At 69.5% G+C, this 25,337-nt stretch carries 25 protein-coding genes; 4 read left to right on the top strand and 21 right to left on the bottom strand.

The features are described from left to right. Window positions 1–3 precede the first annotated feature (3 nt). The gene (tyrS, locus tag QNO12_RS05080) at window positions 4–1,311 is read right to left on the bottom strand and encodes a tyrosine--tRNA ligase (RefSeq protein WP_257502648.1); all 1,308 of its coding nucleotides are present in this window, start codon (window positions 1,309–1,311) and stop codon (window positions 4–6) included. 145 nt (window positions 1,312–1,456) lie between these two features. Here tyrS and QNO12_RS05075 point away from each other — a divergent pair, with 145 nt between their 5' ends. Both QNO12_RS05075 and QNO12_RS05070 read left to right on the top strand, forming a co-directional pair. Beyond that, entirely contained in the window at window positions 1,457–2,107 is a 651-nt protein-coding gene (locus QNO12_RS05075) for a SatD family protein (RefSeq protein ID WP_257502649.1), read from the top strand. A gap of 4 nt (window positions 2,108–2,111) precedes the next feature. Further along, window positions 2,112–2,717 (top strand): hypothetical protein, encoded by a 606-nt coding sequence (locus QNO12_RS05070; RefSeq protein ID WP_257502650.1) that lies wholly within the window; start codon window positions 2,112–2,114, stop codon window positions 2,715–2,717. Between the two features lie 28 nt (window positions 2,718–2,745). On the opposite strand, the gene argH is transcribed toward QNO12_RS05070, so the two are convergent. The 7 genes from argH to argC are packed head-to-tail and all read right to left on the bottom strand — an operon-like array spanning window position 2,746 to window position 10,614. After that, complete coding sequence (argH, locus tag QNO12_RS05065; RefSeq protein ID WP_257502651.1) at window positions 2,746–4,176, bottom strand: argininosuccinate lyase; 1,431 nt, start codon at window positions 4,174–4,176, stop codon at window positions 2,746–2,748. A 9-nt stretch (window positions 4,177–4,185) separates the two neighbouring features. Next, window positions 4,186–5,313: a heparan-alpha-glucosaminide N-acetyltransferase domain-containing protein gene (locus QNO12_RS05060; protein WP_257502652.1), complete on the bottom strand. Its 1,128-nt coding sequence runs from the start codon at window positions 5,311–5,313 to the stop codon at window positions 4,186–4,188. Further along, window positions 5,292–6,215: an ornithine carbamoyltransferase gene (gene argF, locus QNO12_RS05055; protein ID WP_257502653.1), complete on the bottom strand. Its 924-nt coding sequence runs from the start codon at window positions 6,213–6,215 to the stop codon at window positions 5,292–5,294. The genes QNO12_RS05060 and argF overlap by 22 nt, the downstream gene beginning before the upstream one ends. After that, window positions 6,212–7,456: an acetylornithine transaminase gene (locus QNO12_RS05050; RefSeq protein ID WP_257502654.1), complete on the bottom strand. Its 1,245-nt coding sequence runs from the start codon at window positions 7,454–7,456 to the stop codon at window positions 6,212–6,214. Before QNO12_RS05050 ends, argF begins: the two co-directional genes overlap by 4 nt. Then, entirely contained in the window at window positions 7,453–8,358 is a 906-nt protein-coding gene (argB, locus tag QNO12_RS05045) for an acetylglutamate kinase (protein ID WP_257502655.1), read from the bottom strand. The genes QNO12_RS05050 and argB overlap by 4 nt, the downstream gene beginning before the upstream one ends. A 13-nt stretch (window positions 8,359–8,371) precedes the next feature. Further along, on the bottom strand, window positions 8,372–9,529 hold the full coding sequence (gene argJ / locus QNO12_RS05040) for a bifunctional glutamate N-acetyltransferase/amino-acid acetyltransferase ArgJ (protein WP_257502656.1): 1,158 nt from the start codon (window positions 9,527–9,529) through the stop codon (window positions 8,372–8,374). Then, entirely contained in the window at window positions 9,526–10,614 is a 1,089-nt protein-coding gene (gene argC / locus QNO12_RS05035) for an N-acetyl-gamma-glutamyl-phosphate reductase (protein WP_257502657.1), read from the bottom strand. The genes argJ and argC overlap by 4 nt, the downstream gene beginning before the upstream one ends. 281 nt (window positions 10,615–10,895) lie before the next feature. Between argC and QNO12_RS05030 the strand changes: the two genes are divergently transcribed. Beyond that, the gene (locus QNO12_RS05030; RefSeq protein WP_257502658.1) at window positions 10,896–12,038 is read left to right on the top strand and encodes an AAA family ATPase; all 1,143 of its coding nucleotides are present in this window, start codon (window positions 10,896–10,898) and stop codon (window positions 12,036–12,038) included. Window positions 12,039–12,065: 27 nt separating this feature from the next. On the opposite strand, the gene pheT is transcribed toward QNO12_RS05030, so the two are convergent. The 10 genes from pheT to infC form a co-directional block, all read right to left on the bottom strand. After that, window positions 12,066–14,591, bottom strand: coding sequence for a phenylalanine--tRNA ligase subunit beta (pheT, locus tag QNO12_RS05025; RefSeq protein WP_257502659.1), 2,526 nt, complete (start codon window positions 14,589–14,591; stop codon window positions 12,066–12,068). Then, entirely contained in the window at window positions 14,591–15,631 is a 1,041-nt protein-coding gene (pheS, locus tag QNO12_RS05020; protein WP_257502660.1) for a phenylalanine--tRNA ligase subunit alpha, read from the bottom strand. The genes pheT and pheS overlap by 1 nt, the downstream gene beginning before the upstream one ends. Window positions 15,632–15,672: 41 nt before the next feature. Beyond that, window positions 15,673–16,608, bottom strand: a complete 936-nt coding sequence (locus QNO12_RS05015; protein WP_257502661.1) for an ABC transporter permease subunit — start codon at window positions 16,606–16,608, stop codon at window positions 15,673–15,675. Then, on the bottom strand, window positions 16,605–17,252 hold the full coding sequence (locus tag QNO12_RS05010) for an amino acid ABC transporter permease (RefSeq protein ID WP_257502662.1): 648 nt from the start codon (window positions 17,250–17,252) through the stop codon (window positions 16,605–16,607). The genes QNO12_RS05015 and QNO12_RS05010 overlap by 4 nt, the downstream gene beginning before the upstream one ends. Before the next feature lie 79 nt (window positions 17,253–17,331). Then, a complete protein-coding gene (locus QNO12_RS05005) occupies window positions 17,332–18,201 on the bottom strand; it encodes a glutamate ABC transporter substrate-binding protein (protein ID WP_257502663.1) in 870 nt (289 codons plus the stop codon). Between the two features lie 88 nt (window positions 18,202–18,289). Beyond that, window positions 18,290–19,087, bottom strand: coding sequence for an amino acid ABC transporter ATP-binding protein (locus tag QNO12_RS05000; RefSeq protein WP_257502664.1), 798 nt, complete (start codon window positions 19,085–19,087; stop codon window positions 18,290–18,292). Between the two features lie 82 nt (window positions 19,088–19,169). Next, on the bottom strand, window positions 19,170–19,976 hold the full coding sequence (locus QNO12_RS04995) for a TrmH family RNA methyltransferase (protein ID WP_257502665.1): 807 nt from the start codon (window positions 19,974–19,976) through the stop codon (window positions 19,170–19,172). 146 nt (window positions 19,977–20,122) lie between these two features. Further along, entirely contained in the window at window positions 20,123–20,506 is a 384-nt protein-coding gene (gene rplT, locus QNO12_RS04990; RefSeq protein WP_257502666.1) for a 50S ribosomal protein L20, read from the bottom strand. A 30-nt stretch (window positions 20,507–20,536) separates the two neighbouring features. Beyond that, window positions 20,537–20,731, bottom strand: a complete 195-nt coding sequence (rpmI, locus tag QNO12_RS04985; protein ID WP_257502667.1) for a 50S ribosomal protein L35 — start codon at window positions 20,729–20,731, stop codon at window positions 20,537–20,539. 75 nt (window positions 20,732–20,806) lie between these two features. Beyond that, window positions 20,807–21,451 (bottom strand): translation initiation factor IF-3, encoded by a 645-nt coding sequence (infC, locus tag QNO12_RS04980; protein WP_257502965.1) that lies wholly within the window; start codon window positions 21,449–21,451, stop codon window positions 20,807–20,809. A 287-nt stretch (window positions 21,452–21,738) separates the two neighbouring features. Here infC and QNO12_RS04975 point away from each other — a divergent pair, with 287 nt between their 5' ends. After that, window positions 21,739–22,158, top strand: a complete 420-nt coding sequence (locus QNO12_RS04975; protein ID WP_374761033.1) for a DUF1844 domain-containing protein — start codon at window positions 21,739–21,741, stop codon at window positions 22,156–22,158. A gap of 87 nt (window positions 22,159–22,245) precedes the next feature. Here QNO12_RS04975 and QNO12_RS04970 read toward each other — a convergent pair whose 3' ends face one another. The 3 genes from QNO12_RS04970 to priA all read right to left on the bottom strand — a co-directional run bounded on the left by QNO12_RS04970 (window position 22,246) and on the right by priA (window position 25,321). Then, the gene (locus QNO12_RS04970; RefSeq protein WP_257502668.1) at window positions 22,246–23,697 is read right to left on the bottom strand and encodes a pyridoxal phosphate-dependent decarboxylase family protein; all 1,452 of its coding nucleotides are present in this window, start codon (window positions 23,695–23,697) and stop codon (window positions 22,246–22,248) included. Window positions 23,698–23,811: 114 nt separating this feature from the next. Beyond that, complete coding sequence (locus QNO12_RS04965; protein ID WP_257502669.1) at window positions 23,812–24,591, bottom strand: SseB family protein; 780 nt, start codon at window positions 24,589–24,591, stop codon at window positions 23,812–23,814. Beyond that, window positions 24,575–25,321, bottom strand: a complete 747-nt coding sequence (priA, locus tag QNO12_RS04960; protein ID WP_257502670.1) for a bifunctional 1-(5-phosphoribosyl)-5-((5-phosphoribosylamino)methylideneamino)imidazole-4-carboxamide isomerase/phosphoribosylanthranilate isomerase PriA — start codon at window positions 25,319–25,321, stop codon at window positions 24,575–24,577. Before priA ends, QNO12_RS04965 begins: the two co-directional genes overlap by 17 nt. Between the last annotated feature and the right edge of the window lie 16 nt (window positions 25,322–25,337).

The raw sequence follows: 25,337 nt of genomic DNA, 5'->3' as shown, positions 1-25,337 counted from the left end.
GACTCAGTTTCCGGCGATGAACACGCCGGACAGCGTCTTCTTCCCGCGGCGGAGCACCGACACCCCGCCGGGCAGCGATCCGGCGACCACGGCCGTGTCGTCGGGCACCTTGACGCCATCCAGCGTGACCCCTCCCTGTGCGATGGCGCGACGAGCCTCGCTGAGGCTGCCGACCAGGCCGGTGTCCACGAGAGCATTGACGACCGGCGTCCCTGGCGGCAGTTCGGCGTGCGGCAGCTCGCGCAGGGCGCTCTGCAGCGTCCCGGCATCCAGCGCGGTCAGGTCGCCTTGGCCGAAGAGGGCCTCGGATGCCGCGATCGCCGCGGCGGCGGCATCCGGGCCGTGCACGAGGCTGGTCACCTCGAGTGCGATCCGCTTCTGGCCGATGCGGCGGAAGGGCTCCGCGGCATGCGCGTCCGCGACCTGCTCGATCTCGGCCCGGGTGAGGAAGGTGAACACCTTCAACCGGTCCGCCACGTCCGCGTCATCGGTGTTCAGCCAGAACTGGTACATCGCGTACGGGCTGGTGAGCTTCGCGTCCAGCCAGACCGCATTGCCTTCGCTCTTGCCGAATTTGCGGCCGTCGCTGTTGGTGATCAGCGGCGTGCCGATGGCGTGCACGCTCCTGCCTTCGGCGCGATGGATCAGATCGACGCCGCTGGTGAGGTTCCCCCACTGGTCGCTGCCGCCGGTCTGCAGCACGCAGTCGTACTGCAGGAACAGCTCGCGGTAGTCCAGCCCCTGCAGGATCTGGTAGCTGAACTCCGTGTAGCTGATGCCCTCGTCGGAGTTCAGCCGTGCGCTGACGGCATCCTTCTTGAGCATCGTGCCGACCCGGTAGTGCTTCCCGATCTCCCGGAGGAAGTCGATGGCGCTCAGCGGCGCGGTCCAGTCCAGGTTGTTGACCATCCGGGCGGCGTTGTCGCCGTCGAAGCTCAGGAACCGCTCGACCTGCGCCTGCAGGTAGCCCACCCACTCGGCGACCGTCTCTTTGGTGTTCAGCACCCGCTCGGCCGTGGGCCGGGGATCCCCGATCAGTCCGGTCGACCCGCCGACCAGCCCGAGGGGCCGATGCCCGGCCAACTGCAGCCGGCGCATGACCAGGAGCTGGACGAGGTTGCCCAGGTGCAGGCTCGGCGCGGTCGGATCGAAGCCGCAGTAGTACACGACGGGCGGTCCGGCCAGCAGTGCCCGCAGGGCGTCCTGATCGGTGGAGACGTGGACGAGCCCTCGCCACACCAGTTCGTCCCAGACGTTCTCGAACGTCGGATCGTTGGCGGGGACGCTCGCAGTCAGGGCGGGAGAAGACACGCGTGCCAGGTTATCAGCGGGCCGCCGGCCTCCTCGATGCGCCCGACCCCGGTAAGCCGACGGACCTCATCGAGTTCAGATATGCCCGCGAGCTTCACCGGCACATCGCGCAGATCCGTTAAGTCTTGTAGCATGATCCAACTGAATGAAGTTCATTGACTTATCACTGGGGAGGACCGTGTTCGTTCTCACCGCGGACCAGCGCGACAGCCGGACCAGCGCCGACCTGGTCCCCGCCGGAGTGGACCTGGTCCAGCGGGCGGCCGGTGACCGACTCGCGATCCCGGTGCAGCGCAACGCGGGCGACGAGCTTCAGGCCCTCACCGGCAGCGCCGCCGGCGCGCTGGCGATCGCGCTGGCGTTGCTGCGCGACGGCGGTTGGAGTGTGGGGCTCGGCGTGGGCAGCGTGGACACGCCGCTCCCTGACGACATCCGCGCCGGTCGTGGGCCGGCGTTCGTGCTCGCCCGTGACGCCGTGGATCGAGCCAAGAACGCGCCCGGTCGCGTGGCGGTGGCCGCCGCGGATTTCCGTGCGGCGCAGGATGCCGAGGCCTATCTTCGCCTGCTGGTCGATCTGCGCGATCGCCGTTCCGCGCAGGGATGGGAAGTCGCCGATCTGCTCGAGGAAGGTCTGACGCAGAAGGACATCGCCGCGCGGCTGCGAATCACGCCCACGGCGGTGAGCCTGCGGGCCAAAGCCGGCGGCCTCCGTCTGGAGGAAGCCGCCATTCCCGCGCTGGAGCGCACACTGGCGGCTCTGGACTCCGGTTCGGCCACGGACCCCGTGCAAGACTGACCGCATGCCCGTGCTCTTCCCCGAGGCGATCATCGTCGCACTGCTGTCGATCTTCCTGTTCCTTGCGATGTGCGCAGCGCTGGTGCTGATCATTCTCAGCCTGCGGCGCCCGAGCACCGTCCCGCTCATCGCGGCAGGCGTGCTGGTACTGCTGGCACTGATCGTCGTCGTGGTCTCCCCCGTCAACGTTCCGCTTCTGATGGGCCTGATCGTCGCCCTGCTGGGCACCGCGGTGGCTGTTCTGGGCGGGAACCCGGTCACGCGGCGCATCCTCGAGATCGCCACCCACGGCCGGGTGCGGGACGGAGCCAACGGCGGCATCATGCTCGACGCTCAGGCCGCGGGCGTCACGGACGGAGCCGAACCCACCGCGCCGACGGAGGTGCTGCGGGGCGGCACGACGATCGGCTACCTCGAGCGACTCGCGGTGGTGATGTCCCTCATCGTCGGCTTCCCGGAGGCGCTGGCCATCGTCGTGGCGATCAAGGGCGTCGGCCGGTTCTCCGAGCTCGCCGCCGCCGAGGCGCGCGAGCGCTTCATCATCGGGACGCTTTCCAGCCTGCTCTGGGCGTGCATCGTCGGCGCGCTGGTGCGCCTGGCGATCTGGTGAGGCACCCGGTCAGCGGGCCGGGACGCCGTCAGAGACCGAGAGCGTGTGCCGCGGCCTGAACGCGCGAGATCAGCTCCGCCCTCTGTTCGGTCACGCGCACGGGCGCGGTGCCGCCGACTCCGTCGCGGCTGGAGACCGAACCGGAGATCGTGAGGATCTGCCGGACGTCCGGCGACAGGTGCGGTGACACCGAGGCGAGCATCTCGTCGGTGACCTGGTCGAGTTCGAGACCGCGCTGCTCGCACAGCTGGACCAGCGCCCCGGAGATCTCGTGGGCATCGCGGAAGGGGATGCCGCGTTTGACCAGCCACTCGGCGACATCCGTGGCCAGCGAGAAGCCCTGCGGCGCGAGCTGCGCCATCCGCTCGGTGTCGAATCGAAGGGTGGCCACCATGCCTGCGAAGGCGGGCAGCACGAGTTCGAGCGTCCGGACCGAGTCGAATACCGGCTCCTTGTCCTCTTGAAGGTCGCGGTTGTACGCCAACGGCAGTCCCTTCAGCGTCGCGAGGAGGCCGGTCAGATTGCCGATCAGGCGTCCGGCCTTGCCGCGCGCGAGTTCGGCGATGTCGGGGTTCTTCTTCTGCGGCATGATGCTCGACCCGGTGGAGTAGCCGTCATCCAATGTGACGAAACCGAATTCACGGGTGTTCCAGATGATGATCTCCTCGGCGAACCGCGAGATGTCCACGGCGATCATGGCGGCGATGAACGCGAACTCCGCCACGACATCCCGCGCCGACGTGCCGTCCAGGGAGTTCTCGGCCGGGCGGGCCATCCCCAGCTCGCGCGCGATCAGCAGAGGGTCCAGCCCCAGGGTGGCGCCGGCGAGGGCGCCTCCGCCGTACGGTGACACGGACGCTCGGGCGGACCAGTCCCGCAAGCGCTCGAGGTCTCGCACCAGCGGCCAGGCATGGGCCTGCAGGTGATGAGCGAGCAGCACCGGCTGCGCGTGCTGCAGGTGAGTGCGACCCGGCATAATCGCCTCGGGATGCGCCTCGGCCTGCGCCACGAGCGCGTCCACGACTCGGAGGATGTCCCGGGCGATGGTGCGCGAGTGATCCAGCATGTACATGCGGATCAGGGTCGCGATCTGGTCGTTGCGGCTCCGTCCCGCGCGCAGCTTGCCGCCGAGCTCGGAACCCACCGCGACGATCAGCGCCTGCTCCAGCGCGCCGTGCACGTCTTCGTCGTTCGGGCCGGGGAGCAGGGTGCCGTCGACGATCCTCTGCGCCAGCGCGTCGAGGCCGGCGTGCATGGCCGTCTCCTCGTCGGCGTTCAGGTACCCCGCGGCGGCGAGCGCCTTCGCGTGCGCGTGCGAACCGGCGATGTCATAGAGCGCGAGATCCCAGTCGAAGTGGGTCGAGCGGCTCAGCGCGGCCAGCTCCGGTGCGGGTCCCGACGCGAATCGCGCGCCCCACAGGGCTCCCTCGTTGGTGCCTTCCGGCTTCGTATCGCTCATCCGCTCAGCCTAACCGCGCCGCACCAGCACTCGTGCGAGCCGGTCCATCGCCCACTCCAGCGGGCCGCGGCCGACCAGCAGCGCCCATGCCGTACAGCCGACGATCAGGCCGATCGTGAGGGGCCAGAACGGCTCCAGGTCGCGGAATCCGCCGAGGTCGCCGGGATTGCCCAGGATCGCCGTGGCGGCGATCGCCCAGATCACCAGCTGGGCGGTGTAGGCGGTCAGCGGCATGGCGCCGACGGCGCGCAGCGGCAGGACGACCCACACCAGGACGGTCCGGCACGCCAGCAGGCAGAACCCGATCACGGCGAGCGCGAAACCCCCCGAGCCGATCACCTCGAGCACGCCGCTGGAGTGCGGATCCGCCGTCCAGACCGCCCCCCAGAAGGACGTCGGTTCGGTCGGCTGACGGGCTCCGGTGGCGCCGTGCAGGCCGTAGCCCACCACCGCGAGAATGGCGCCGGCGCCCAGGAGCCACAGCTGCACCTCAGCGCGAAGGACGCCGGAGCGTGCGGCGCCGATGCCCGCGACCACGAACGCGATCCAGACCGGGAAGGGATAGTGCCACCCGAGGGCCTGGTCCACCAGCTGTCCGTTCCATGTGGACCAGAAGGGCAGGCGGTCCAGGGCGACGACCGCGAACGGCATCACCACGCCGAGCGCCCCGGCCAGCAGGAACAGTGCGCGCGCACCGAGCGAGACCAGGGGCAGAGCGAGCAGGAACAGGATCGCGTACGCGGGCAGGATCACGTACACCGGCACCCCGGTGGCGATCAGGAGGATGCCGATCACCCAGAGCACCGCTGCCCGCACCACCAGCCGCCCGCGCGCCACGCGCAGCTGCGGAGGCGGCAGCGGGTGACGGCCGCCCGTGACGAGCCCGATCGACACGCCGGCGAGCGTCGCGAACAGGATCGAGGAGCGGCCCTCCACGACGCCCACCCAGGTGGATGCGTCCTCGAAGTCGACGTCCGCAAGCCACAGCAGGTGCGCGGCGATCATGCCGATCACCGCGAGGCCGCGGGCCAGGTCGATACCGCCGATGCGCTGCGCACCGTTCAGCCGCTCCCACCTGGACCCGAACCAGCCGACCGCGGTGGCCGGGGGTGGGGCTACTCCTGACGAAGCAACCACACCAGGAGGGCCTTCTGCGCGTGCAGTCGGTTCTCGGCCTCATCCCACACGACGCTCTGCGGGCCGTCGATGACCTCGGCTTCGACTTCGTAACCACGATCGGCGGGAAGGCAGTGGATGAAGATCGCGTCCGGCCGGGCCAGGGACATCAGCTCGCGCGTGACCTTGTACTGGCCGAGGTCCCGCAGGCGTGCCAGCTTCTCTTCCTCCTTGCCCATGGACACCCACGTGTCGGTGACGATCACGTCGGCGGATGCGGCGGCTTCTACCGGATCCGTATAGAGCGTCAGCGAACCGCCGGTCTCGGCGGCCCGCCGGTCGGCATCGGCAACGACGTCCTCGCGCGGCGAGTAGGACTCGGGTGATGCCACGCGCACGTGCATTCCCGCGGTCACCCCGGCGAGCATGTAGGAGTGGGCCATGTTGGAGCGGCCGTCGCCGAAGAACGCCAGCGTGAGCCCGCGCAGCTCGCCCTTGTGCTCCTGGATCGTCAGCAGATCCGCCAGCAGTTGGCACGGGTGGAAGTCATCGCTCAGCGCGTTGACCACCGGAACGCGGGTGCCGGCGGCCATCTCCTCCAGGCCGGCCTGCGCGTAGGTGCGCCAGACGATGGCCGCGACCTGCCGCTCGAGCACGCGGGCCGTGTCGGACGGCGTCTCCTTGCCGCCGAGCTGACTGTTCGCGGTCGAGATGATCAGCGGCGTCCCCCCGAGATCGGCGATCCCGACCGCGAAGGACACGCGCGTGCGCGTGGACGATTTGTCGAAGATCACCGCGACGGTCTCCGGGCCGGCGAGCGGCTTCAGCTTCCACCGGTCCTTCTTCAAGGCGACGGCGAGGTCCAGGATCTCGGACTGCTCAGCCGCAGTCAGGTCGTCATCGCGCAGCAGGTGCCGGGTCATGCCGAGACCCCGTTCGCGGCGGCCGCGGCCGGCGTCTCCAGCACCAGGGCGTCCTCCACCGTCCGCAGCGCGGCGGTGAACAGACGCACGAACTCGTCGATCTCGACGTCTCCGATGTTCAGCGGGGGCACCAGGCGGATGGTCTGGTCGTTGGGCGCGTTGATGATCAGTCCGTGCTCCTGCGCGGCGGCGACGACAGCCTTGGCCACCGGATGCCGCAGCGCGACGCCGATCAGGAGGCCCTGGCCGCGGCATCCGTCGACCAGCGCCGTGTCGATCGCGCCGATGGCGGCGCGCAGCTGGCGTCCCCGCTCGGCGGAGTTGGCCACGAGACCCTCGTTCTCGATCTCGCCGAGGACCGCGCCGGCGACGGCGGTGCCCAGTGCGTTTCCGCCGAACGTGGAGCCGTGCGTACCCGGGTAGAACAGCTCGCTGGCCTCGCCGAAGGTGATCAGCGCGCCGATCGGGAAGCCGCCGCCGATGCCCTTGGCGACGGTCACTGCGTCGGGGAGGATGCCCGCGTGCTGGAAGGCGAACCACTCCCCCGTGCGACCGGCACCGGTCTGGATCTCGTCGACGATCAGCAGCGCTCCGTGCCGCTGCGTGAGTTCACGGGCCGCGCGCAGGTACCCCTCGGGAAGATCCAGCACACCCGCCTCACCCTTGATCGGCTCGACGAAGAGCGCGGCCACGCGGTCATCCAGTGCTGCCTCCAGCGCCTCGATGGTGGAATCGATGAACTCCACACCCGGAACCATGGGAAGGAACGGCTCCTGCATGTAGGGCTTGCCGGTGAGGGCGAGCGTTCCCATGGTGCGGCCGTGGAACGCGTCGGTCAGCGCGAGGATGCGCGGACGCGCGGCCTCGCCCTCCGTCGGCGCACCGTGCAGGCGGGCGAGCTTGAAGGCGGCCTCGTTGGCTTCGGCACCGGAATTGCCGAAGTAGACGCGGCCGCGGTCACCGGTACCGGCGAGGCGCTTGAGCCGAGAGGCGAGCTCCAGCTGCGGAAGCGTGGCGAAGTAGTTCGACACGTGCGCCAGCGTCGCCGCCTGCGCCGCGATCGCCTCGACGAACACCGGGTGCGCGTGACCCAGCGAGTTCACCGCGATGCCGGCGAGGAAGTCCAGGTAGCGTCGCCCGTCCGCATCCCACAGGTAGGCGCCCTCCCCACGGACGAACAGCTCCATCCGGTCGCCGAAGCTGCGCACCAGGTCGCGCCCTGCGTCATCCTGCCAACTCATCCGAGGACCACCTCTGTTCCGATTCCCTTGCTTGTGAAGATCTCCACGAGCACCGAGTGCGGCACCCGTCCGTCGATGATCGCCGCCGTCTCCACCCCGCCCTCGACCGCGTCCAGGCACGCCTGCATCTTGGGGATCATGCCCGACTCCAGCGTGGGCAGCAGCGTGCGCAGCTCGGTCGTGCTCAGGTGCGAGACGAGCGAGTCCCGGTTCGGCCAGTCGGCGTAGAGCCCGGCCACGTCGGTGAGCACGACGAGTTTGGCGGCACCGAGCGCGACCGCCAGTGCCGCGGCTGCCGCGTCCGCGTTGACGTTGAGCGAATGTCCGGGGCGATCCAGGTCCGGGGCGATGCTCGAGACGACCGGAATCCGGCCCGCGGCGAGCTGGTCGTGCACCGGCTGCGGGTCGACCTCGACGACGTCGCCCACCCTGCCCAGGTCATGCTCCACCCCGTCGAGGATGACGCCGCGGCGACGTCCGCCGAACAGCCCGGCGTCCTCGCCGGACAGGCCCGCGGCGTGGGGTCCGTGCGCGTTGATCTTGGCCACCAGCTGCGGGTTGATCTGGCCGGTCAGCACCATCCGCACGACGCCGATGGCCTCCGTGCTGGTGACGCGGTAGCCGCCCTTGAACTCGCTGGGGATCGACAGGCGGTCGAGCATCGAGGAGATCTGCGGTCCGCCGCCGTGGACGACGACGGGCTTGACGCCGACGTAACGCAGGTAGGCGATATCGGACGCGAACGCGTCCTGCAGTTCATCGCTGACCATGGCGTTGCCGCCGTACTTGATCACGATGATCTGGTCGTTGAAGCGCTGCAGCCAGGGCAGCGACTCGATCAGCGTGGCTGCTTTCGCGCTCGCTTCGGCGGGGTCGGTGACCTGAAGATCGACGTCGGTCATGTCAGCTGCTCGTTCATGAGGCGTAGGCGCTGTTCTCGTGTACGTAGTCGTGGGTCAGATCGTTGGTCAGGATCGTCGCTGCCGCTTCGCCGACTCTGAGGTCGATGAGCAGATCCGTTGCCCGCGGGGTCAAGTCCACGTCGTCGCGGGACGCGTCCGGCCCACCCTGGCTGCACACGCGGACGCCGTTCATCCACACATCGACGTCGTAGGGATCGAAGGCCGCCTCGGTGGTGCCGATTGCGGCCAGCACCCGACCCCAGTTGGGGTCGTTGCCGAAGATCGCGGCTTTGAACAGGTTGTTGCGGGCGACCGAACGGCCCACTTCCACGGCGTCGGCTTCGGTTGCCGCGTGCACGACCCGGATGGCGATATCGTGCGAGGCGCCCTCGGCATCGCCCTGAAGCTGCGTGGCCAGGTCGAGGCACAGTTCGGTCAGCGCGGAGGTGAAATCCTCGGGCTCCGGCGCGACACCGGAGGCGCCGCTGACCATGAGGGTGACCTGGTCGTTGGTCGACATGCAGCCATCCGAATCGAGCCGGTCGAAGGTCACGCCCGTCGCGCGGCGCAGCGCGCTGTCGGCGGCGGCCGCATCGAGCACGGCGTCGGTCGTGATCACGACAAGCATCGTCGCCAAGCCGGGCGCCAGCATCCCGGCGCCCTTGGCCATGCCGCCGATCGACCATCCGCCCCGCCGGACGACGGAGCGCTTCGGTCGTGAATCGGTGGTCATGATGGCGAGGGATGCCGCTTCGCCGCCGTCCGGGCTCAGGGCGGCGACGCCGTCCGCGGTACCGTCGAGGACCTTCGCGCGGAAGACCTCGTCGCCGGTGCCGATCAGACCCGTCGAGCAGACCAGGATGTCGCCCGAGCTGACACCGAGCAGTTCCGCCGCCCGCTCGGCGGTCTGGTGCGTGGTCTGGAAGCCGAAGGTGCCTGTGAAGCAGTTCGCGCCGCCGGAGTTCAGGACGATCGCCTCGACGACCCCGTCCTGGATGGCCTGCTGGGACCAGAGAATGGGGTTCGCCTTGGCGCGGTTGGAGGTGAACACCGCCGCTCCGACCTTGAGAGGCCCGCGGTTGACGACCACGGCGACGTCGGTCTTCCCACTGGATTTGAGACCCGCTGCGACACCGGCCGCTTCGAAGCCCCGGGCGGCGGTGACGCTCACGGTGCGAGTCCGTTCGTTGTCAGTGCGCGGCCTTCGGGAAGGCCGAGCGCGAGGTTCATCGACTGGATGGCGGCGCCGGCAGTGCCTTTGACGAGATTGTCCACTGCGGCCACCACGACGACGCGGTTCGCGTCCCGGTCGATGGCCAGCCCCAGCAGCGCCGTGTTGGCACCCATGACGTCGGCGGTGCGCGGGAAGCGGCCGGGGGGCAGCAGTTGTACGAAGGTCTCGTCGCCGTACGCGGCTTCCCAGGCGTCACGGATGTCGGCATCCGTCGCCCCGGGCGCGATCGGAGCCGTGCTGGTGGCCAGGATGCCGCGAGCCATGGGCACGATGATCGGCGTGAAGGAGATCCGGATGCCCGCACCGGCAGCCTGCGGCGTACCCGACCCGAGCGCGACGTCGCCTTCCGGGGCTGCGGCGGCCAGCGCCTGCCGGATCTCGGGGATGTGCCGGTGTGCGCCGCCGACCGCGTAGGGGTTGGCGCTGCCGAGGATCTCGCTGGCCAGCAGATCCGTCTTCAGGCTCTTGCCGGCGCCGGACGGGCCGACGGCGAGCACGGTGACGATGTCGGAGGTGTCGATCACGCGGGCTGCGACACCGGGCGCGAGGCTGAGGCTCACCGTGCTCGCGTTGCATCCGGGCGCGGCGATGCGTCGTGCGCCGACCAGTCGCTCACGCTGCTTGACCCCGTGGACCAGCAGCTCGGGGACACCGTACTCCCACGGCTCGTGGAAGTCGCCGCCGTAGAACTGGTCCCAGTCGCTGCGCGCGGAGAGGCGGTGGTCGGCGCCCGCGTCGATGACCAGGGGGGTGTCCGACAGCGCATCGGTGAACCGGCCGGATTCGCCGTGCGGGAGTGCGAGGAAGACGATGTCGTGCCCGGCCAGCACCTCCGGGGCGGTCTTCTGAAGCGTCAGATGCGCCAGGGACCGCAGATGCGGCTGCTGCTGGACGAGGTCCTGTCCGGCATTCGAGTGCGCGGTGACAGTGCGGATCTCGACGTCGGGATGAGCGGCGAGGATCCGCAGGATCTCACCGCCCGCATAGCCCGAAGCGCCGGATACGGCGACCGAATATGTCATGGATTCAACCTTAGAGTCTGGGGTCGGGGCCCTTCGACGGGCTCAGTGCTCCGGCGACGCCCACGGCTCCCCTTCCCAGGGTGCGCGGGGCCGCCTAGAGTCGGCGTCCGTCCAGACGTCGGCGCGCGGGAGCGACGCTCGATACGAGCGTGGCGGAGAGGTGCGCTGCCGAAGGCATGGGGCGACGATAGCCCCTGCGGTGTGAGCCCTGCAAATCGCGCGCTGCGCGCCACCGGGCTCGATCGGCTTTCGGAGTCCGAGGTCCCTGTCAGGATGGGGCAGTGATCACGACTGTGGCAGTGGCCGGGTACCGATCGCTGCGCGACGTCGTGGTGCCGTTGGGCGGCCTGACCGTGGTGACCGGGGCGAACGGTTCCGGAAAGTCCAACCTCTACCGCGCGCTGCGGCTGCTCGCTTCGGCGGCGAGCGGGTCGCTGGTGGCAGCCGTAGCCGGCGAAGGCGGACTGCGGTCGCTGCTGTGGGCCGGGCCGGAGGCGCCCACCGGTCAGTCGGCCGTGCAGGGGACGGTGCGCAAGCGGCCGCACGCGCTCCTGCTCGGGTTCGCCGGTGACGAACTCGGCTACGTCGTCGATCTCGGCATCCCGCAGACGGTGGGGCCCTCGCTGTTCGACCGCGACCCCGAGGTCAAGCGCGAACAGGTGTTCGCCGGGCCTGTCGCCAAGCCCTCGTCCCTGCTCATCGACCGTCACGGCGCCGCGGCGCGGGTACGCGATCGGAACTGGCGGCCCCTCGCGCAGCCGCTGATGCCGTACGAGACGATCCTGACCGACCTCGCCGACGGGGACACCGCCCCCGAGCTGCTGAGCCTGCGCCGCACGCTGGGCGGCTGGCGCTTCTACGACCACTTCCGTACGGACACCGCTGCGCCGGTGCGATCGCCGCAGGTCGGCACGCGCACCGCAGTGCTCGGCCATGACGGCACCGACGTGGCGGCGGTGTGGGCGACGATCAGGGATGCCGGGCACTCCGATGAGCTGGACCGTGAAGTGGAGCGGGCCTTCCCCGGCACGCGCGTGGACGTGATCGGCACGGACGGCCGCCTGCGTCTGGTCATGCACCAGCCCGGCCTGCTGCGCCCGCTGGAGACCGATGAGCTCTCGGACGGGACGCTGCGGTATCTGCTGCTGTGCGCCGCGCTGCTTCCGGCGGCACCGGGTCCGCTCATCGTCCTCAACGAGCCGGAGTCCAGCCTGCATCCCGACCTGCTCGGGCCGCTCGCGCAGCTGATCGCCGCGGCATCCCGTCGCACCCAGGTGCTGGTCGTGACCCACGCCGGCGCGCTCGGGTCCGCACTGGAGGATGCCGGTGCCGTGACCCATCGACTCGAGGCGACGCCGTCCGGCACCCGGATCACCGGGCAGGGCGTGCTGGATCGTCCACCCTGGCACTGGGGAGCACGCTGAGCCGCGCGCTGCCCCCGAAGGCACCCGCTATTCGCGCAGCGTGGCACCGAATCGCTCCGCGGCAGCTGCGACGCCGGCGAGCTTGGCCTCGGTGGCCTCGGCAGCGGTCAGCGTGCGGTCCTGAGCGCGGAAGCGCAGCGCGAAGGTGAGGCTCTTCGCGCCCTCCGGCACGCCCGCGCCGCGGTAGTCGTCGACGAGCCGCATGGACTCCAGCAGGGCGCCGGCGCCCTCCGCCACAGCGGCGCGCACGTCGCCCGCCGGCACGTCCGCGCCCACCACCAGGGACAGGTCCTGCGTGGCGGCGGGATATACCGACAGCGAGCCGGCGACGACCTTCTCGCCTGCGAGCGAGAGGATGAGGTCCAGATCGAGCTCCGCGACGATGACGCGGCCGGGCAGGTCGGCCGCCTCGGCGACGGCAGGGAGCAGCTCGCCCGCATAGCCGACATCGACCGCACCGACAGACAGCACCGCCGTCCGCCCGGGATGCAGCGCCGCCCGTTCGCCCTGGGACACGGCAACACTCACTCCGGCAGCCGCCGCGATCGTGCGCACGGCGTCGAGCGCGTCGGCAAGACCGGCCGCCTCGGCGGCGGCGCCCGGCTGCTTCGCCGAAATCAGACCGGCCAGCAGGATCGCCACGTGCCGGTGCTGCGGCGGAATGGACGCGTCCAGGGCGGTCAGGGTCGCGGCATCCGGGCGCACGGCGAGCGGAGGCACGAACGATGTGCCGTACGTCACGCCGGCTTCGGGGAGGAACACGGAACCGGTCTCGAAGAGCTGGAGGTCGGTGAAGCCGCGTGCCACGTTGCGGTGCGCAACCCGCAGCAGCGCCGGCACGAGGCTGCGGCGCAGGAACGGCGCCTGCCCGTCCAGCGGGTTCGCGAGCTTGACGCTCGGCAGGTGCGCGCCGGAAGCGGAGCCGTGCAGATCGTTCTGATCCTGCGTGGTGAAGGGGAACGACGGTGTCTCGACATAACCGGCGGCCGCGAGGGCGTTGGCCACACGGCGTCGCCCCTGCTGGGCCGGCGTCAGACCGCGCCCGGGCGGCGGCGTGGGAAGGAGGGACGGGATCCGGTCGTACCCCTCGATGCGGGCGACCTCCTCGGCGAGGGTCCACTTGTCGGTCAGGTCCGGGCGCCAGGACGGGGGTGAGACCACCAGTTCGTCACCGCGGTCGTCCACTTCGCACCCGATCAGCCGCAGCGCGCCGATCACCTCGGAAGTGGGGTAGTTCACGCCGATCAGGCCCTGCACGAAGCCCACCGGCAACACGATGTGCGACCGCGTCCACGGCGCGAACAGCGCCCCGCCGAGCTCGTCGATCGTGCCCCCTGCCAGCTCGACCATCAGGTCCGCGACGCGCTGGGCAGCCACGAACGGGATGTTCGGGTCGACTCCGCGCTCGAAACGACGCGAGGCCTCGGACGGCAGCTTGTGCCGGCGTGCGGTGCGCGCGATGGAGACCGGGTCGAAGACGGCGGCCTCGATCAGGACGTTCTTGGTGTCGGGCCCCATCTCGGTTGTTCCGCCGCCCATGACGCCGGCCAGACCGATCGGACCGGACTCGTCGGTGATGAGCAGGTCTTCCGGATCCAGCGCACGGACCTTGCCGTCGAGCGTCTCGAGCTGCTCGCCAGGCGTCGCGCGACGAACGGTGATGCCGCCGGTGAGCTTGTCCAGGTCATAGCCGTGGATCGGGTTGCCCAGCTCCAACATGACGTAGTTGGTGATATCGATCAGGACCCCCAGCGAGCGGATGCCGGCAAGGCTCAGGCGCGCGGTCATCCACGCGGGCGTGGGCGCGGTCGCGTCGACTCCGCGCACGGTGCGCACCACGAACTCCGATGCGCCCACGCGGCCGCGGATCGGTGCGACGTCTTCGACAGCGATGACGAAGCCATGACCGGGCTCGACCTGGTGCGGCGGACGCAGCCCCGGGTCGCGGAAGGTCGCGCCGGTCGCGTGCGAGTACTCGCGCGCCACACCGCGCAGCGACAGCGCGTAGCCGCGGTCCGGGGTCACGTTGATCTCGACCGCGACGTCGTTCAGCCCCAGCAATTCGATCGCGTCGGTGCCCACGGGCGCGTCGATGCCCAGAGCGGCAAGACGCAGGATGCCGTCGTGCTCTTCGCCGAGGCCCAGCTCCCTGGCCGAGGCGATCATGCCGTCGGACACGTGGCCGTACGTCTTGCGCGCGGCGATGGGGAACGGGCCGGGCAGCACGGCGCCCGGGAGCGTCACCACGACCTTATCGCCGACGAAGAAGTTGCGGGCACCGCACACGATGCCGTGGACGGCGTCGCCGCCGTCGGCCGCGGTCTCCCCGTCCGGAGCAACGCGCACCTGGCACCAGCGGATGGTTTTGCCGTTGGACTGCGGTTCCTCGACGAAGTCGAGCACCTCGCCCACGACGATCGGACCGGACAGCTCGAAGCGGTGGATGTCCTCCTCCTCGAACCCGACGCGCACGAGCGCGGCCAGAACGTCCTCGGGTGCGGCATCCACCGGCACATCGACGTACTCCCGCAGCCAGGAGAGCGGAACGCGCATCAGACCACCATCCCGAACTGCTCGCTGAAGCGGATATCGCCTTCGGCCATGTCACGCATGTCCTGGACGTCGCTGCGGAACATCAGCGTCCGTTCGATGCCCATTCCGAACGCGAATCCGGAGTACTGCTCGGGGTCGATGCCGGCCGCCCGGAGCACATTCGGGTTGATCATGCCGCAGCCGCCCCACTCGATCCAACGGGCTCCGCCTGTGAAGGTCGGATGCCACAGGTCCAGCTCGGCAGAGGGCTCGGTGAAGGGGAAGAAGTTCGCGCGGAAGCGCGTCTTGGCCTCCGGCCCGAACAGCACGCGGGCCGCATGGTCCAGCGTGCCCTTCAGATGCGCCATGGTGATGTTCTTGTCCACCACGAGTCCCTCGAACTGCGTGAACACGGGCAGGTGAGTGGCGTCGAACTCGTCGGTGCGGTAGACCCGCCCCGGGCACAGCACATAGATCGGGATGTCCCGCTCCAGCATGGATCGCACCTGAACGGGGCTGGTGTGCGTGCGCATCACGAGGTGGCGCTCCACCGGATCGACGAAGAACGTGTCCTGCATCTGGCGCGCGGGGTGATCGGCATCGAAGTTCAGCGCGTCGAAGTTGTACCACTCGTGCTCGAGCTCGGGGCCTTCGGCGATCTCCCAGCCCATGCCCACGAAGATGTCGGCGATCTGCTCCTGCAGGAGCGAGATCGGGTGCCGCGCCCCCACGCGGGCGCGGACGGGCAGCGCCGTGACATCCACCCGCTCGGACTCCAGCCGGGCAGCGGTCTCGGCCTCGGCGATCGCGGCCTCGCGGGCGGCGAGCGCCTGGTTCACGCGGCCCCGCGCCTGACCGATCAGCTTGCCGAACTCGGACTTGCGCTCCGGGGCGACCTCGCGCATGCGGGAATTGAGCTTCGCCAGCGGCGAGCCCTCTGCGATGTGCGCGGAGCGCACCGCCTTGATGGCGGCGCTGTCGGATGCCGCGGCGATGGCGTCCAGAGCAGCCTGGGCGGCGGCGTCCACCGCCTCGGGCGTGATTTCGGGAAGGTCAGACACGAGAAGCGAGTCTACCGAGGGCGGATGAGCCCGCCGTCGCACTAGAGCTGCGTTCTGGACTCCGACTGCTTCGCGGCCGCGCTGTTCTCTGCCCCCAGGATCGCCTGCGTCGGATCCAGCGGCTGAGCCGGTCCCTTCGCCCTGCGCCGGCGCATTCCCCCGCTTGCGGTGCGGCGGGACAGCCAGCGCGCGAACCAGGACAGGGTCAGGTTGATGGCGAGGTAGATCGCCAAGGTCACGGCGAACAGCGAGAACAGGTACCGGTTGCCGTAGAAGCTGCCGAGGTTGTTGATGTTGTTGCGGATGATCTCGTTGTATCCGACGATGTAGCCCAGCGAGGTGTCCTTCAGCAGCACCACCAGCTGGGCCACGATGATCGGCAGCATCTGGCGGAACGCCTGAGGGAACTCGACCAGCATCTTGGACTGGAACTCCCGCATGCCGACGCTCAGCGCCGCTTCCCGCTGTCCTCGTGGCAGCGCGACCAGACCGGCGCGCAGGATCTCGCCGATCAGCGTTCCGTTGTACAGGATCAGCGCGATCACGACCGCCCAGAAGGCTCCGGTCGAGGCGATGAGGAGGATGAACAGCATCATCAGCAGCACCGGCATGCCGCGCAGGAATTCGATCAGCCACGCCGTCGGAATGCGCACCCACGCGATCGTCGAACTGCGCAGCAGCGACAGGACGATGCCGAGCGCGATCGCGCCGACGCCGGCCACCGCCGCGGCCTGCAGCGTCGCGACGACGCCTTCGGCGATGAACACCCACACCTGTGGGTCGGCAAAGATGTTCCACCGCGTGGCGTCGAACATGCCCGGCAGCGTGATGCCGCCGGACTGACGCGGGGCGGCCAGGAGCGTGTACACCCAGAACCCGCCCGCGAGGATCAGCAGGAGCGCGACGATCGAGACGATCAGCGAGACCCTGCGGGCCCTGGGGCCAGGCACGTCGAACAGCACGCTGTTGCCGCTCATCGGCGCACCACCCATCGCTTCTCGAGTTGGCCGGCGAAGTAGCCCAGGGGCACGGTGATGACGAGGTACAGCAGCGCGGCGGTGAACAGGATCTGCAGCACGATGTTGCCGTTGTCATTGGCGAGCTGACGGGTGGTGGCGAACAGTTCGACGACGAAGAAGCCGCCGGCGACCGAGGTGTTCTTGGTCAGCGCGATGAAGACGTTGATCAGCGGGGGCACGGTCATCCGGAACGCCTGCGGCAGGACCACCAGGCTGACGGTCTGCCCGAAGCCGAGTCCGATGCTGCGCGCCGCCTCAGCCTGACCGATCGGCACGCCGTTGATGCCGGAGCGCAGGGCTTCGGCGACGAAGGGGGACGTGTAATACGTCAGCGCGACGAACGCGAGGATCAGGTACGGGGCCCGCACTCCCAGCATCGGAAGCACGAATGCCGTGAAGATGAACACGAGCGTGAGCGGGGTGTTGCGGGCGATCTCCACCCAGAAGGCGGCGAACACGCGCAGCGAGGCGACCGGCGAGATGCGCATCGCGGCGATCAGGGTGCCCAGGATGAGGGCGGCGACGCCGGAGACGACCAGAAGGAGCAGGGTCACGCGGAAGCCCGCCCAGAACTCGGGCATCAACGACCACAGCTGTTCCATCAGGCCTCCTCTCGTGGGCGGTTCCCATCGGGGGGGGATGCCCGGGCCGGCGTCACCGCCGGCCCGGGCATCCGATCGATCAGTAGCGGTCGACTGCCGGCGGGTCGATGTACGGCAGCACCGTGCCGGCCGTGGCGTCCCATGCCGCCTGGTAACGGCCGTCCTCGTATGCCTTCTCGAGGACGTCGTTGATCCAGTCGCGGAACTCGGTGTCCTCCAGCGCGAGACCGATGCCGTAGGGCTCGTCCGTGAACGGCTCTCCGACGACCTTGAACTCGCCCTCGTTCTGGGCGGCGAGGCCGGCGAGGATGACGTTGTCCGTGGAGACGGCGACGACCGTGCCGTTGCGCAGCGGCTCGAGGCAGTTCGAGTACGTGTCGGTCAGGACGACCTCGGCACCGAGTGCCGCGAGGTTCGCGGCCGGCGTGGAGCCGGTCACCGAGCACACCGGCTCCCCGACGAGGTCCTTCTCGTCGGTGATGTCATCGTTGTCCGCGAGCACGAGGATCGACTGGCCTGCCATATAGTACGGGCCGGCGAACGAGACGACTTCCTTGCGCTTGTCGTTGATGGTGTACGTCGCCACGACGATGTCGACTTCACCGTTCTGGATGAACGGCTCGCGGTTGGCGGAGACCGCTTCCTTCCACTCGATGTCATCCTGGGCGATGCCCAGCTCGGCGGCGACGATCTTGCCGATCTCGACGTCGAAGCCCTCGGGACCGTTCGGACCCTTGAGACCGAACAGCGGCTGATCGAACTTCGTTCCGATCGTGATGGTGCCCGCCTCGGCGAGCGCTGCCATCGTGCTGCCCTCGGCGAACGTGGGAGCCGGCTCGGGGGTCGCCGTCGCGTCACCGCCGGCGTCTCCGCCACCAGAGGCGCACCCGGCGAGCGTGAGCGCGCCGGCTGCGGCCAGCGCGATCAGGGCGAGTCGTGTTCTCTTCATGTCCTACCAGTCCTTTGCTGTGTCCGGACCGCTTGTGGCGGCCCATTCGTTCCGTGTGTCCTGACCGCGGTGCAGCGGCCGAGGTGCATCAGTGCTCGAGGATCTTGGACAGGAAGTCCTGCGCCCTCGGGCTCTGCGGGTTTGTGAAGAACACCTCGGGCGTCGCCTCTTCGACGATGGCGCCGTCGGCCATGAACAGCACGCGGTCCGCGGCCTTGCGGGCGAAGCCCATCTCATGCGTGACGACGATCATCGTCATGCCGTCCGCGGCCAGACCGATCATGACGTCGAGGACCTCATTGATCATCTCGGGGTCCAGAGCGCTGGTCGGTTCGTCCATCAGGATCAGTTTCGGATCCATGGCGAGCGATCGGGCGATGGCCACGCGCTGCTGCTGACCGCCGGACAGCTGCGCCGGCATCTTCTTCGCCTGGTTCGCGACCCCGACCCGCTCAAGCAGCGCCATGGCCTTCTCCTCGGCCGCTTTGCGCGAGAGCTTGCGCACCTTGATCGGGCCGAGGGTGACGTTCTCGAGGACGCTCTTGTGTGCGAACAGGTTGAAGGACTGGAAGACCATGCCGACATCCGCTCGCAGGTGCGCCAGCGCCGTGCCCTCTTCGGGCAGGGGGACGCCGTCGATCGCGATCTTGCCGGAGTCGATGGTCTCGAGTCGGTTGATCGCGCGGCACAGCGTGGATTTGCCCGACCCGGAGGGGCCGATGACTACGACGACCTGGCCCCGGTTGACGACGGTGTTGATGTCTTTGAGGACGTGAAGGTCGCCGAAGTGCTTGTCGACATGCTCGACGACCACGAGCGGTTCGCCACGGCGAACGTTGATGTTCGAGGTCCTCGGCGCCGCTGCGGGTGATTCCGGTGTCGCCATGATCCCCACACTATTGGCCGCGCGGGCCCGGACGTCGACACTCCGCGCGAGCTTTACCGGACTGTAACCGGACGCGCCCAGCTCACGCGGGCTCGCTGGAGCGCTGAGCGAAGGCGGTTTCGTAGAGGCAGACGCTGGCCGCGGTGGCCAGGTTCAACGATTCGGCGCGGCCGTAGATGGGCAGGCGCAGCGACAGATCGACCAGCGCGAGGGCGTCCTCGTCCAGGCCGCGTGCCTCGTTGCCGAACAGCCATGCGGTCGGCTCGGCCAACAGCGGGCGGGCGGCCACGAAGTCTCCGCCACCGACATCGGCGGCCACGACGCGCACCCCGGCCGCGCGGGCGCGCTCGACGGCGTTCACCAGGTCGACGCCGACGGCGACGGGGAGGTGGAACAGCGACCCGGTCGTGGCGCGCACCACCTTGGGGTTGTACGGGTCGACGGTGCGCCCGGTGAGGATCACCGCATCTGCGCCCGCGGCATCCGCTGCCCGGATGATCGTGCCCAGGTTGCCGGGATCACGCACCTCCTCGCAGATCGCGACGAGCCGAGGCGCGGCCGCGAAGATGTCGCGCAGGGAGGTCGGTGTCTGGCGGGCGACCGCGACGATGCCCTGCGGCGTGACCGTGTCCGCCATCGCGTCCAGGACGGCCTCGGTCGTGAACACCACCTCGACCCCGGAGTCGCGTGCGGAGTCACGCAGATCGCCGTGCCGCTCCAGAGCGGACGGCGTCGCGAACAGCTCCAGCACGGTTTCGGGGCGGTACGCGAGAGCCTCTCGGGCGGCCTGCGGACCCTCGAGCAGAAAGAGGCCCGTCTCCTGTCGCGCGCTGCGCTTGGTCAGCTTGGCCACGGCGCGAACGCGGGGCGAGCGCGGATTCTCGAGCACTAGTTCAGTGTAGGGCGACCGGAGCCGCGCCCGCGGCGCCCACCGGCCGTGACGCCGGCATGCGGATGCCGAAGCGGGCAGTACGCTCCGGACACGCGGAAGGGGCGCCCTCCCGAAGGAGGACGCCCCTGCATCGACTGCGGAGACTACGCCGACTTGGGCGCGTTCACGTCGCCGGGCAGCGCGGCCTTGGCGGTCGCGACGAGCGAGGCGAAAGTCGCCGGCTCGTGGACGGCGAGCTCGGCCAGCATGCGACGGTCGACCTGGACACCGGCGAGGCCGAGGCCCTGGATGAAGCGGTTGTACGTCATGCCGTTCGCGCGCGACGCGGCGTTGATGCGCTGGATCCACAGACGGCGGAAGTCGCCCTTGCGCTTGCGACGGTCACGGTACGCGTAGACCAGCGAGTGGGTGACCTGCTCCTTCGCCTTGCGGTACAGGCGCGAGCGCTGACCCCGGTAACCGGAGGCGCGCTCGAGGATGACGCGACGCTTCTTGTGGGCGTTGACAGCCCGCTTGACTCTAGCCATTTCTCATGTTCCTAACGTGATTCGGCGCGTTCAGCGACCGAGAAGCTTCTTGGCCATCTTGGTGTCCGACTTCGACAGGACCTGGTCCTGGTTGAGCCGACGCGTGCGCTTGCTCGCCTTGCCCTCAAGGTTGTGGCGCATGCCGGCCTGCTGCTTCATCAGCTTGCCGCTGCCAGTGATCTTGAAGCGCTTCTTGGCACCCGAGTGGGTCTTCTGCTTCGGCATCTCATCGTTCCTTTTGTTGGATGTCGCCCTGCTGGGCGTCGTTGTGCATCCCCGCAGGGCGGGAGTCTGGGGCGGCTACTCGGCGGGCGCCGAGGCCGATTCGTCGTCGGTGTCGCTGTCGGTGTCGTCGTCTTCGTCACCGGACGCCGAGTTGCGTGAGGCTTCCTTGTTGGCGACCCGCTGAGCGTTCTGCTCGGTCTTCAACTCGGACTTGTTCTTGTGCGGCGCGACCACCATGACCATGTTGCGTCCGTCGATCGTGGGGCTGGATTCGACCGTGCCGAACTCCGCGACGTCCTCGGCGAACTTGCGCAGCAGGCGCACGCCCTGCTCGGGACGAGACTGCTCGCGTCCGCGGAACAGGATCATCGCCTTCACCTTGTCGCCGCCCTTGAGGAAGCCCTCGGCGCGCTTGAGTTTGGTTATGTAGTCGTGGGCCTCGATCTTCAGACGGAACCGGACCTCTTTGAGGATGGTGTTGGCCTGATTGCGCCGGGCCTCCTTGGCCTTCTGCGCTGCTTCGTACTTGAACTTCCCGTAGTCCATGATCTTGACGACGGGCGGCTTCGAGTTGGGAGCCACCTCGACCAGGTCGAGATCGGCATCCTGCGCCAGACGCAAGGCAACCTCGATGCGTACGACGCCGACCTGCTCTCCGTTCGGGCCCACGAGGCGGACCTCGGGCACGCGGATGCGGTCATTGGTGCGGGGATCGCTGATGCGGAACTCCTCTTCGTGCGGATGTCAGCCACCGCGACACGGGATGCATCGCGGGCGGAAGAGAGACTCGATTCCACCCGCACGACGCGTGAGCGCCGGCTTCTGCACCCGGTATCCCCTGCACGGCGTTTCATTTCCGGTGTTGGGGGGCTACTCCGGCCGCAAGCGGACGGAGCGGAGTGCGTGACCCGGTAGCCTGGAGCGGCAAGCGCGGGTGGGATGTGAATCCTCTTTCGGTCCGAAGCATGTCGCTCCGGAGCCCGCCAAAGTCTAGCAGAGAGTGACACGTGAACACGATTCCGGCCCCCGACGACGACCTTGCAGCCGGAAAGGTGGCACAGGATGCCGAGCGCCAGGCGCGCTGGGAAGCGCAAGACCGAGCAGCTGCCGCCGCGACGCGCGACATCGCAGACGTCCCCGCGGTAGAGGTGATCACCACCGCCGCGGTGCACCTGATGAGCGCCGCCGCGGTCAAGGTGGGTCTGGCCGACGATCCCTCGACGCAGACCGACCTCGATGAGGCCCGCAAGCTGATCAACGCCCTCGCGGGTCTCATCACCGCGGGAGCGCCGGAGATCAGCGACATGCACGCGCGCTCCCTCCGAGATGGGCTGCGCTCGCTTCAGCTCGCGTTCCGCGAGGCCTCGCCGATCCCCGACCCCATCGGCAAGGGTCCGGGCGAGAAGTGGACCGGCCCGGTCAACTGATCGGGGATCGCCGAGCGGCCGAGCGCGCCGGCCGTGTCGAGCCGACGCGCTGAGGCCTCGTCGTGGGCGAGGACGGCGGCAGCCGGGTCAGGAACCGATCTCCAGCGCTGCAGCCCCGCGGGCGACGGCGTCCACGGTGCGGCGGACCGCCGCCTCATCGGTGCCCCAGTTGCTGACCGCGAACCGCACGACGGCTCGTCCTTGCCACACCGAGGACGAAGCCCATACGGTGCCTTCCGCGCGCAGCCACTCCCCCAGGGCGAGCGTGTCTTCGTTGTCATGCGCCGCCAGGCACACTTGCGTGAACACGACGTCGTTGATCACCTCGAGTCCCGCGATCCCGCGGAAACCATCGGCGAGCGCAAGAGCGGCGTCGACGAGCCCATCCACGAGACCCGCGACGCCGCGAGTGCCCAGCGAGCGCAACGCAGCCCATACCGGCACGCCGCGCGCACGGCGGGACAACTCGGGGACGTGATCGTAGGGGTCGGCGATGCTCGCGACGGCGGGCAGGTAAGCCGCGTGCGCACCCAGCGACGCGCTCATCGCCGCTTCGTCGCGCACGATGGCCACGCCGCAGTCGTAGGGCACGTTCAGCGTCTTGTGGGCGTCCGTGGCCCAGGAGTCGGCGTCCTCGAACCCGGCCAGGAGCGGTCGGAAGCGCGGACTGGCCGCGGCCCAGAGTCCGAACGCACCGTCGATGTGCACCCACGCTCCGGCGGACTTGGCGGCCGCGACGGCGCGGGCGAAGTCATCGAACGCTCCGGAGTGGACATCGCCCGCCTGGAGCGCCACGATCGTGGGCCCCTCCCACTCGCCCAGCGCTGCCACCAGCCCGTCCACGTCGATGCGGCCTTGCGCGTCGGCGCCGACTGTGCGCGGCTCCCCGAGCCCGGCGATCCGTCCGGCGAGCATCACCGAGGTGTGCACGGCGTCTCCGGCGAGGAAACGGATCGTCGGCGCGTGCTGGATGCCCCGCGACGCGTCGTGCCCGCGGGCGCGCAGGACGGAGTCTCTGGCCACCAGCAGGCACGAGGTGTTCGCACTGGTCGCTCCGGTGGCAAAGCCCACCCCACTCGCCGCGGGGAGCCCGAGCAGTTCGAGGAGCCAGCGTGCCGCGACCTCCTCGACTCCGGCGGTGCCCGGGGTGGGCTGGCGTGATCCGGTGTTCTGATCCCACGTCGAGACGAGCCAATCCGCAGCCAGCGCGGCCGGGTACGCGCCGCCGATCACGAACCCGTAGAAGCGCGGTGACCCCATGGCCATCAGCCCTGGGACTGCCCCCGCCGCCAACTCGTCGATGACGGCGGCCGCATCGAGCCCGGTCTCCTCGAGCGGGCGGTCCATCGCCGCGAGAACGCCGTCTGCGTCCAGTTCCGGACGGATGGGGCGTTCCGCCACCGACTCCAGCCAGCTCAGGGCGTGCCGGTGTGCGGCGGACAGCGCGGCGCGGTACTCGGACGGCGCATTCGTCTCCAGAGGGTAGGGCGCGGTGGTGCGCGCACCGGGGCTTGCGGGCGCAGAGCTGTGCGGTTCCATGACCAGCATTGTGCGCCGCCGCACGCGCGCGCACCACCGGGTGGGCCGACTGAGCGCCCGGACACTCTGCGGCGAAACGCTCGACGGCGCCCGTCGGCCGAGGCTGAGTCTGGATCAGAGGGAGCGGACGAGCTTGACGGTCAGCGAGTCGACCAGGACTGCGATCCGGTCGTCGGCCGCCCATCGCGTGGCCAGCCGCGCCAGAACCGCGTCCAACTCGGCCCGATCGAGTCCGTGCATGAGCTCCAGGCGCACGATCAGCTCCGGCCCGCGCAGACGGGCCATGGGATCGCCCGGCTCGACCGAGAGATCCAGCACCGCGAGCTCACCGCCGATGCTGCGCTGCAGGCCGGCGAAGACCTCGGGCGAGGTGAAACTGGGCTCCCACGGCACGCCCTGGGCGATCGCCCACACCGCGGGCCGCCGGAGCACGAACTCGGTGACCGACCCCGGATCGATGACGATCAGATCGGTGTCGTCGGCGGAGGCGGCCACCGCCGTACGTACGCCGTCCGCCGGGACCGGGCGCGCGCCGGCATCCCACCGGCCCATGGCGGCCATGGATGTGAACACCGGCAGCACTCGACGGCCATCGGGGGCCGCGACGGTGACGATCGACAATTCCTGGGTCTTGTCCACGGTCAGCCCGTGGGCACCGGTGCCCTCGTCACCGCGCTCGGCCACCAGCGGTATCAGCAGGCGCGCCGTACGATACGCGTCGATGACGGCGATCTGGTCGCCGGCGCCGTCGCGGAACGCCGTCAGTGCGGCCAGCAGCGCCTGATCGGCGGAGCCGTCGTCGCCCGCGTGCGGGTTGGGCTCGAACCGCCGCCCCTCCCACGGGACGCCCGCGGAGTCGGCCGGGTGGCCGTGCGGTTCAGCGTCCGGCGACATCCAGCGCCTCGGCGAGCGTGAAGGCACCCGCGTACAGGGCCTTGCCGACGATCGCACCTTCGACCCCGAGGGGCACCAGCTCCCGAAGTGCGGCGATGTCATCGAGGCTGGACACACCGCCGGAGGCGACGATCGGCTTCGGCGTGCGCGCCGTCATCTCCTGCAGCAGCTCGAGGTTGGGGCCCTTGAGGGTTCCGTCCTTGGTGACGTCCGTGACGACGTAGCGGCTGCACCCGGCCTCCTCGAGCCGTTCCAGAACGTCCCAGAGGTCTCCGCCCTCCTGCGTCCAGCCGCGCGCGGCGAGTGTCGTGCCGCGGACGTCCAGCCCCACGGCGATCACATCCCCGTACCGGCCGATGACATCGGCTGCCCACTCCGGGTTCTCCAGCGCGGCGGTGCCCAGATTGATCCGCGAGGCACCGCTTTCCAGAGCCGCGTCCAGACTGCGGTCGTCACGGATGCCGCCGGACAGTTCGACCTGCACGCCACGGACCTGCTTGATGACCTTGCGCATGATGGCGGCGTTGCTGCCCCGCCCGAACGCTGCATCCAGGTCGACCAGGTGGATCCACTGGGCACCCTGGCGCGCCCACGCCAGTGCCGCGTCCACCGGGTCTCCGTAGCTGGTCTCGGTACCCGCCTCGCCCTGAGTCAGGCGGACGGCCTTGCCGTCGGCGACATCGACTGCCGGCAGCAGGATCAACTCAGGCATAGACGCGAAATCGTTCATAGCTCCTCGTGCCTGA

It is taken from the genome of Microbacterium sp. zg-B185, assembly GCF_030246885.1.
Taxonomy (GTDB): domain Bacteria; phylum Actinomycetota; class Actinomycetes; order Actinomycetales; family Microbacteriaceae; genus Microbacterium.
The sequence above is the reverse complement of the archived record's forward strand: the minus strand, read 5'-3'. Positions and strand labels throughout refer to the sequence as shown.

Bases quoted from the DNA above. Each gene is read 5' to 3' on its own strand.
- priA (WP_257502670.1), bottom strand. From the start codon at position 25,321: ATGAACGATTTCGCGTCTATGCCTGAGTTGATCCTGCTGCCGGCAGTC.
- QNO12_RS05070 (WP_257502650.1), top strand. From the start codon at position 2,112: ATGCCCGTGCTCTTCCCCGAGGCGATCATCGTCGCACTGCTGTCGATC.
- argB (WP_257502655.1), bottom strand. From the start codon at position 8,358: ATGACCGACGTCGATCTTCAGGTCACCGACCCCGCCGAAGCGAGCGCG.
- QNO12_RS05015 (WP_257502661.1), bottom strand. From the start codon at position 16,608: ATGAGCGGCAACAGCGTGCTGTTCGACGTGCCTGGCCCCAGGGCCCGC.
- QNO12_RS04965 (WP_257502669.1), bottom strand. From the start codon at position 24,591: ATGTCGCCGGACGCTGAACCGCACGGCCACCCGGCCGACTCCGCGGGC.
- QNO12_RS05010 (WP_257502662.1), bottom strand. From the start codon at position 17,252: ATGGAACAGCTGTGGTCGTTGATGCCCGAGTTCTGGGCGGGCTTCCGC.
- QNO12_RS04970 (WP_257502668.1), bottom strand. From the start codon at position 23,697: ATGGAACCGCACAGCTCTGCGCCCGCAAGCCCCGGTGCGCGCACCACC.
- rplT (WP_257502666.1), bottom strand. From the start codon at position 20,506: ATGGCTAGAGTCAAGCGGGCTGTCAACGCCCACAAGAAGCGTCGCGTC.
- QNO12_RS05005 (WP_257502663.1), bottom strand. From the start codon at position 18,201: ATGAAGAGAACACGACTCGCCCTGATCGCGCTGGCCGCAGCCGGCGCG.
- rpmI (WP_257502667.1), bottom strand. From the start codon at position 20,731: ATGCCGAAGCAGAAGACCCACTCGGGTGCCAAGAAGCGCTTCAAGATC.
- argC (WP_257502657.1), bottom strand. From the start codon at position 10,614: ATGACATATTCGGTCGCCGTATCCGGCGCTTCGGGCTATGCGGGCGGT.
- QNO12_RS05075 (WP_257502649.1), top strand. From the start codon at position 1,457: ATGAAGTTCATTGACTTATCACTGGGGAGGACCGTGTTCGTTCTCACC.
- argH (WP_257502651.1), bottom strand. From the start codon at position 4,176: ATGAGCGATACGAAGCCGGAAGGCACCAACGAGGGAGCCCTGTGGGGC.
- pheT (WP_257502659.1), bottom strand. From the start codon at position 14,591: ATGCGCGTTCCGCTCTCCTGGCTGCGGGAGTACGTCGATGTGCCGGTG.
- QNO12_RS05050 (WP_257502654.1), bottom strand. From the start codon at position 7,456: ATGAGTTGGCAGGATGACGCAGGGCGCGACCTGGTGCGCAGCTTCGGC.
- QNO12_RS05000 (WP_257502664.1), bottom strand. From the start codon at position 19,087: ATGGCGACACCGGAATCACCCGCAGCGGCGCCGAGGACCTCGAACATC.
- argF (WP_257502653.1), bottom strand. From the start codon at position 6,215: ATGACCCGGCACCTGCTGCGCGATGACGACCTGACTGCGGCTGAGCAG.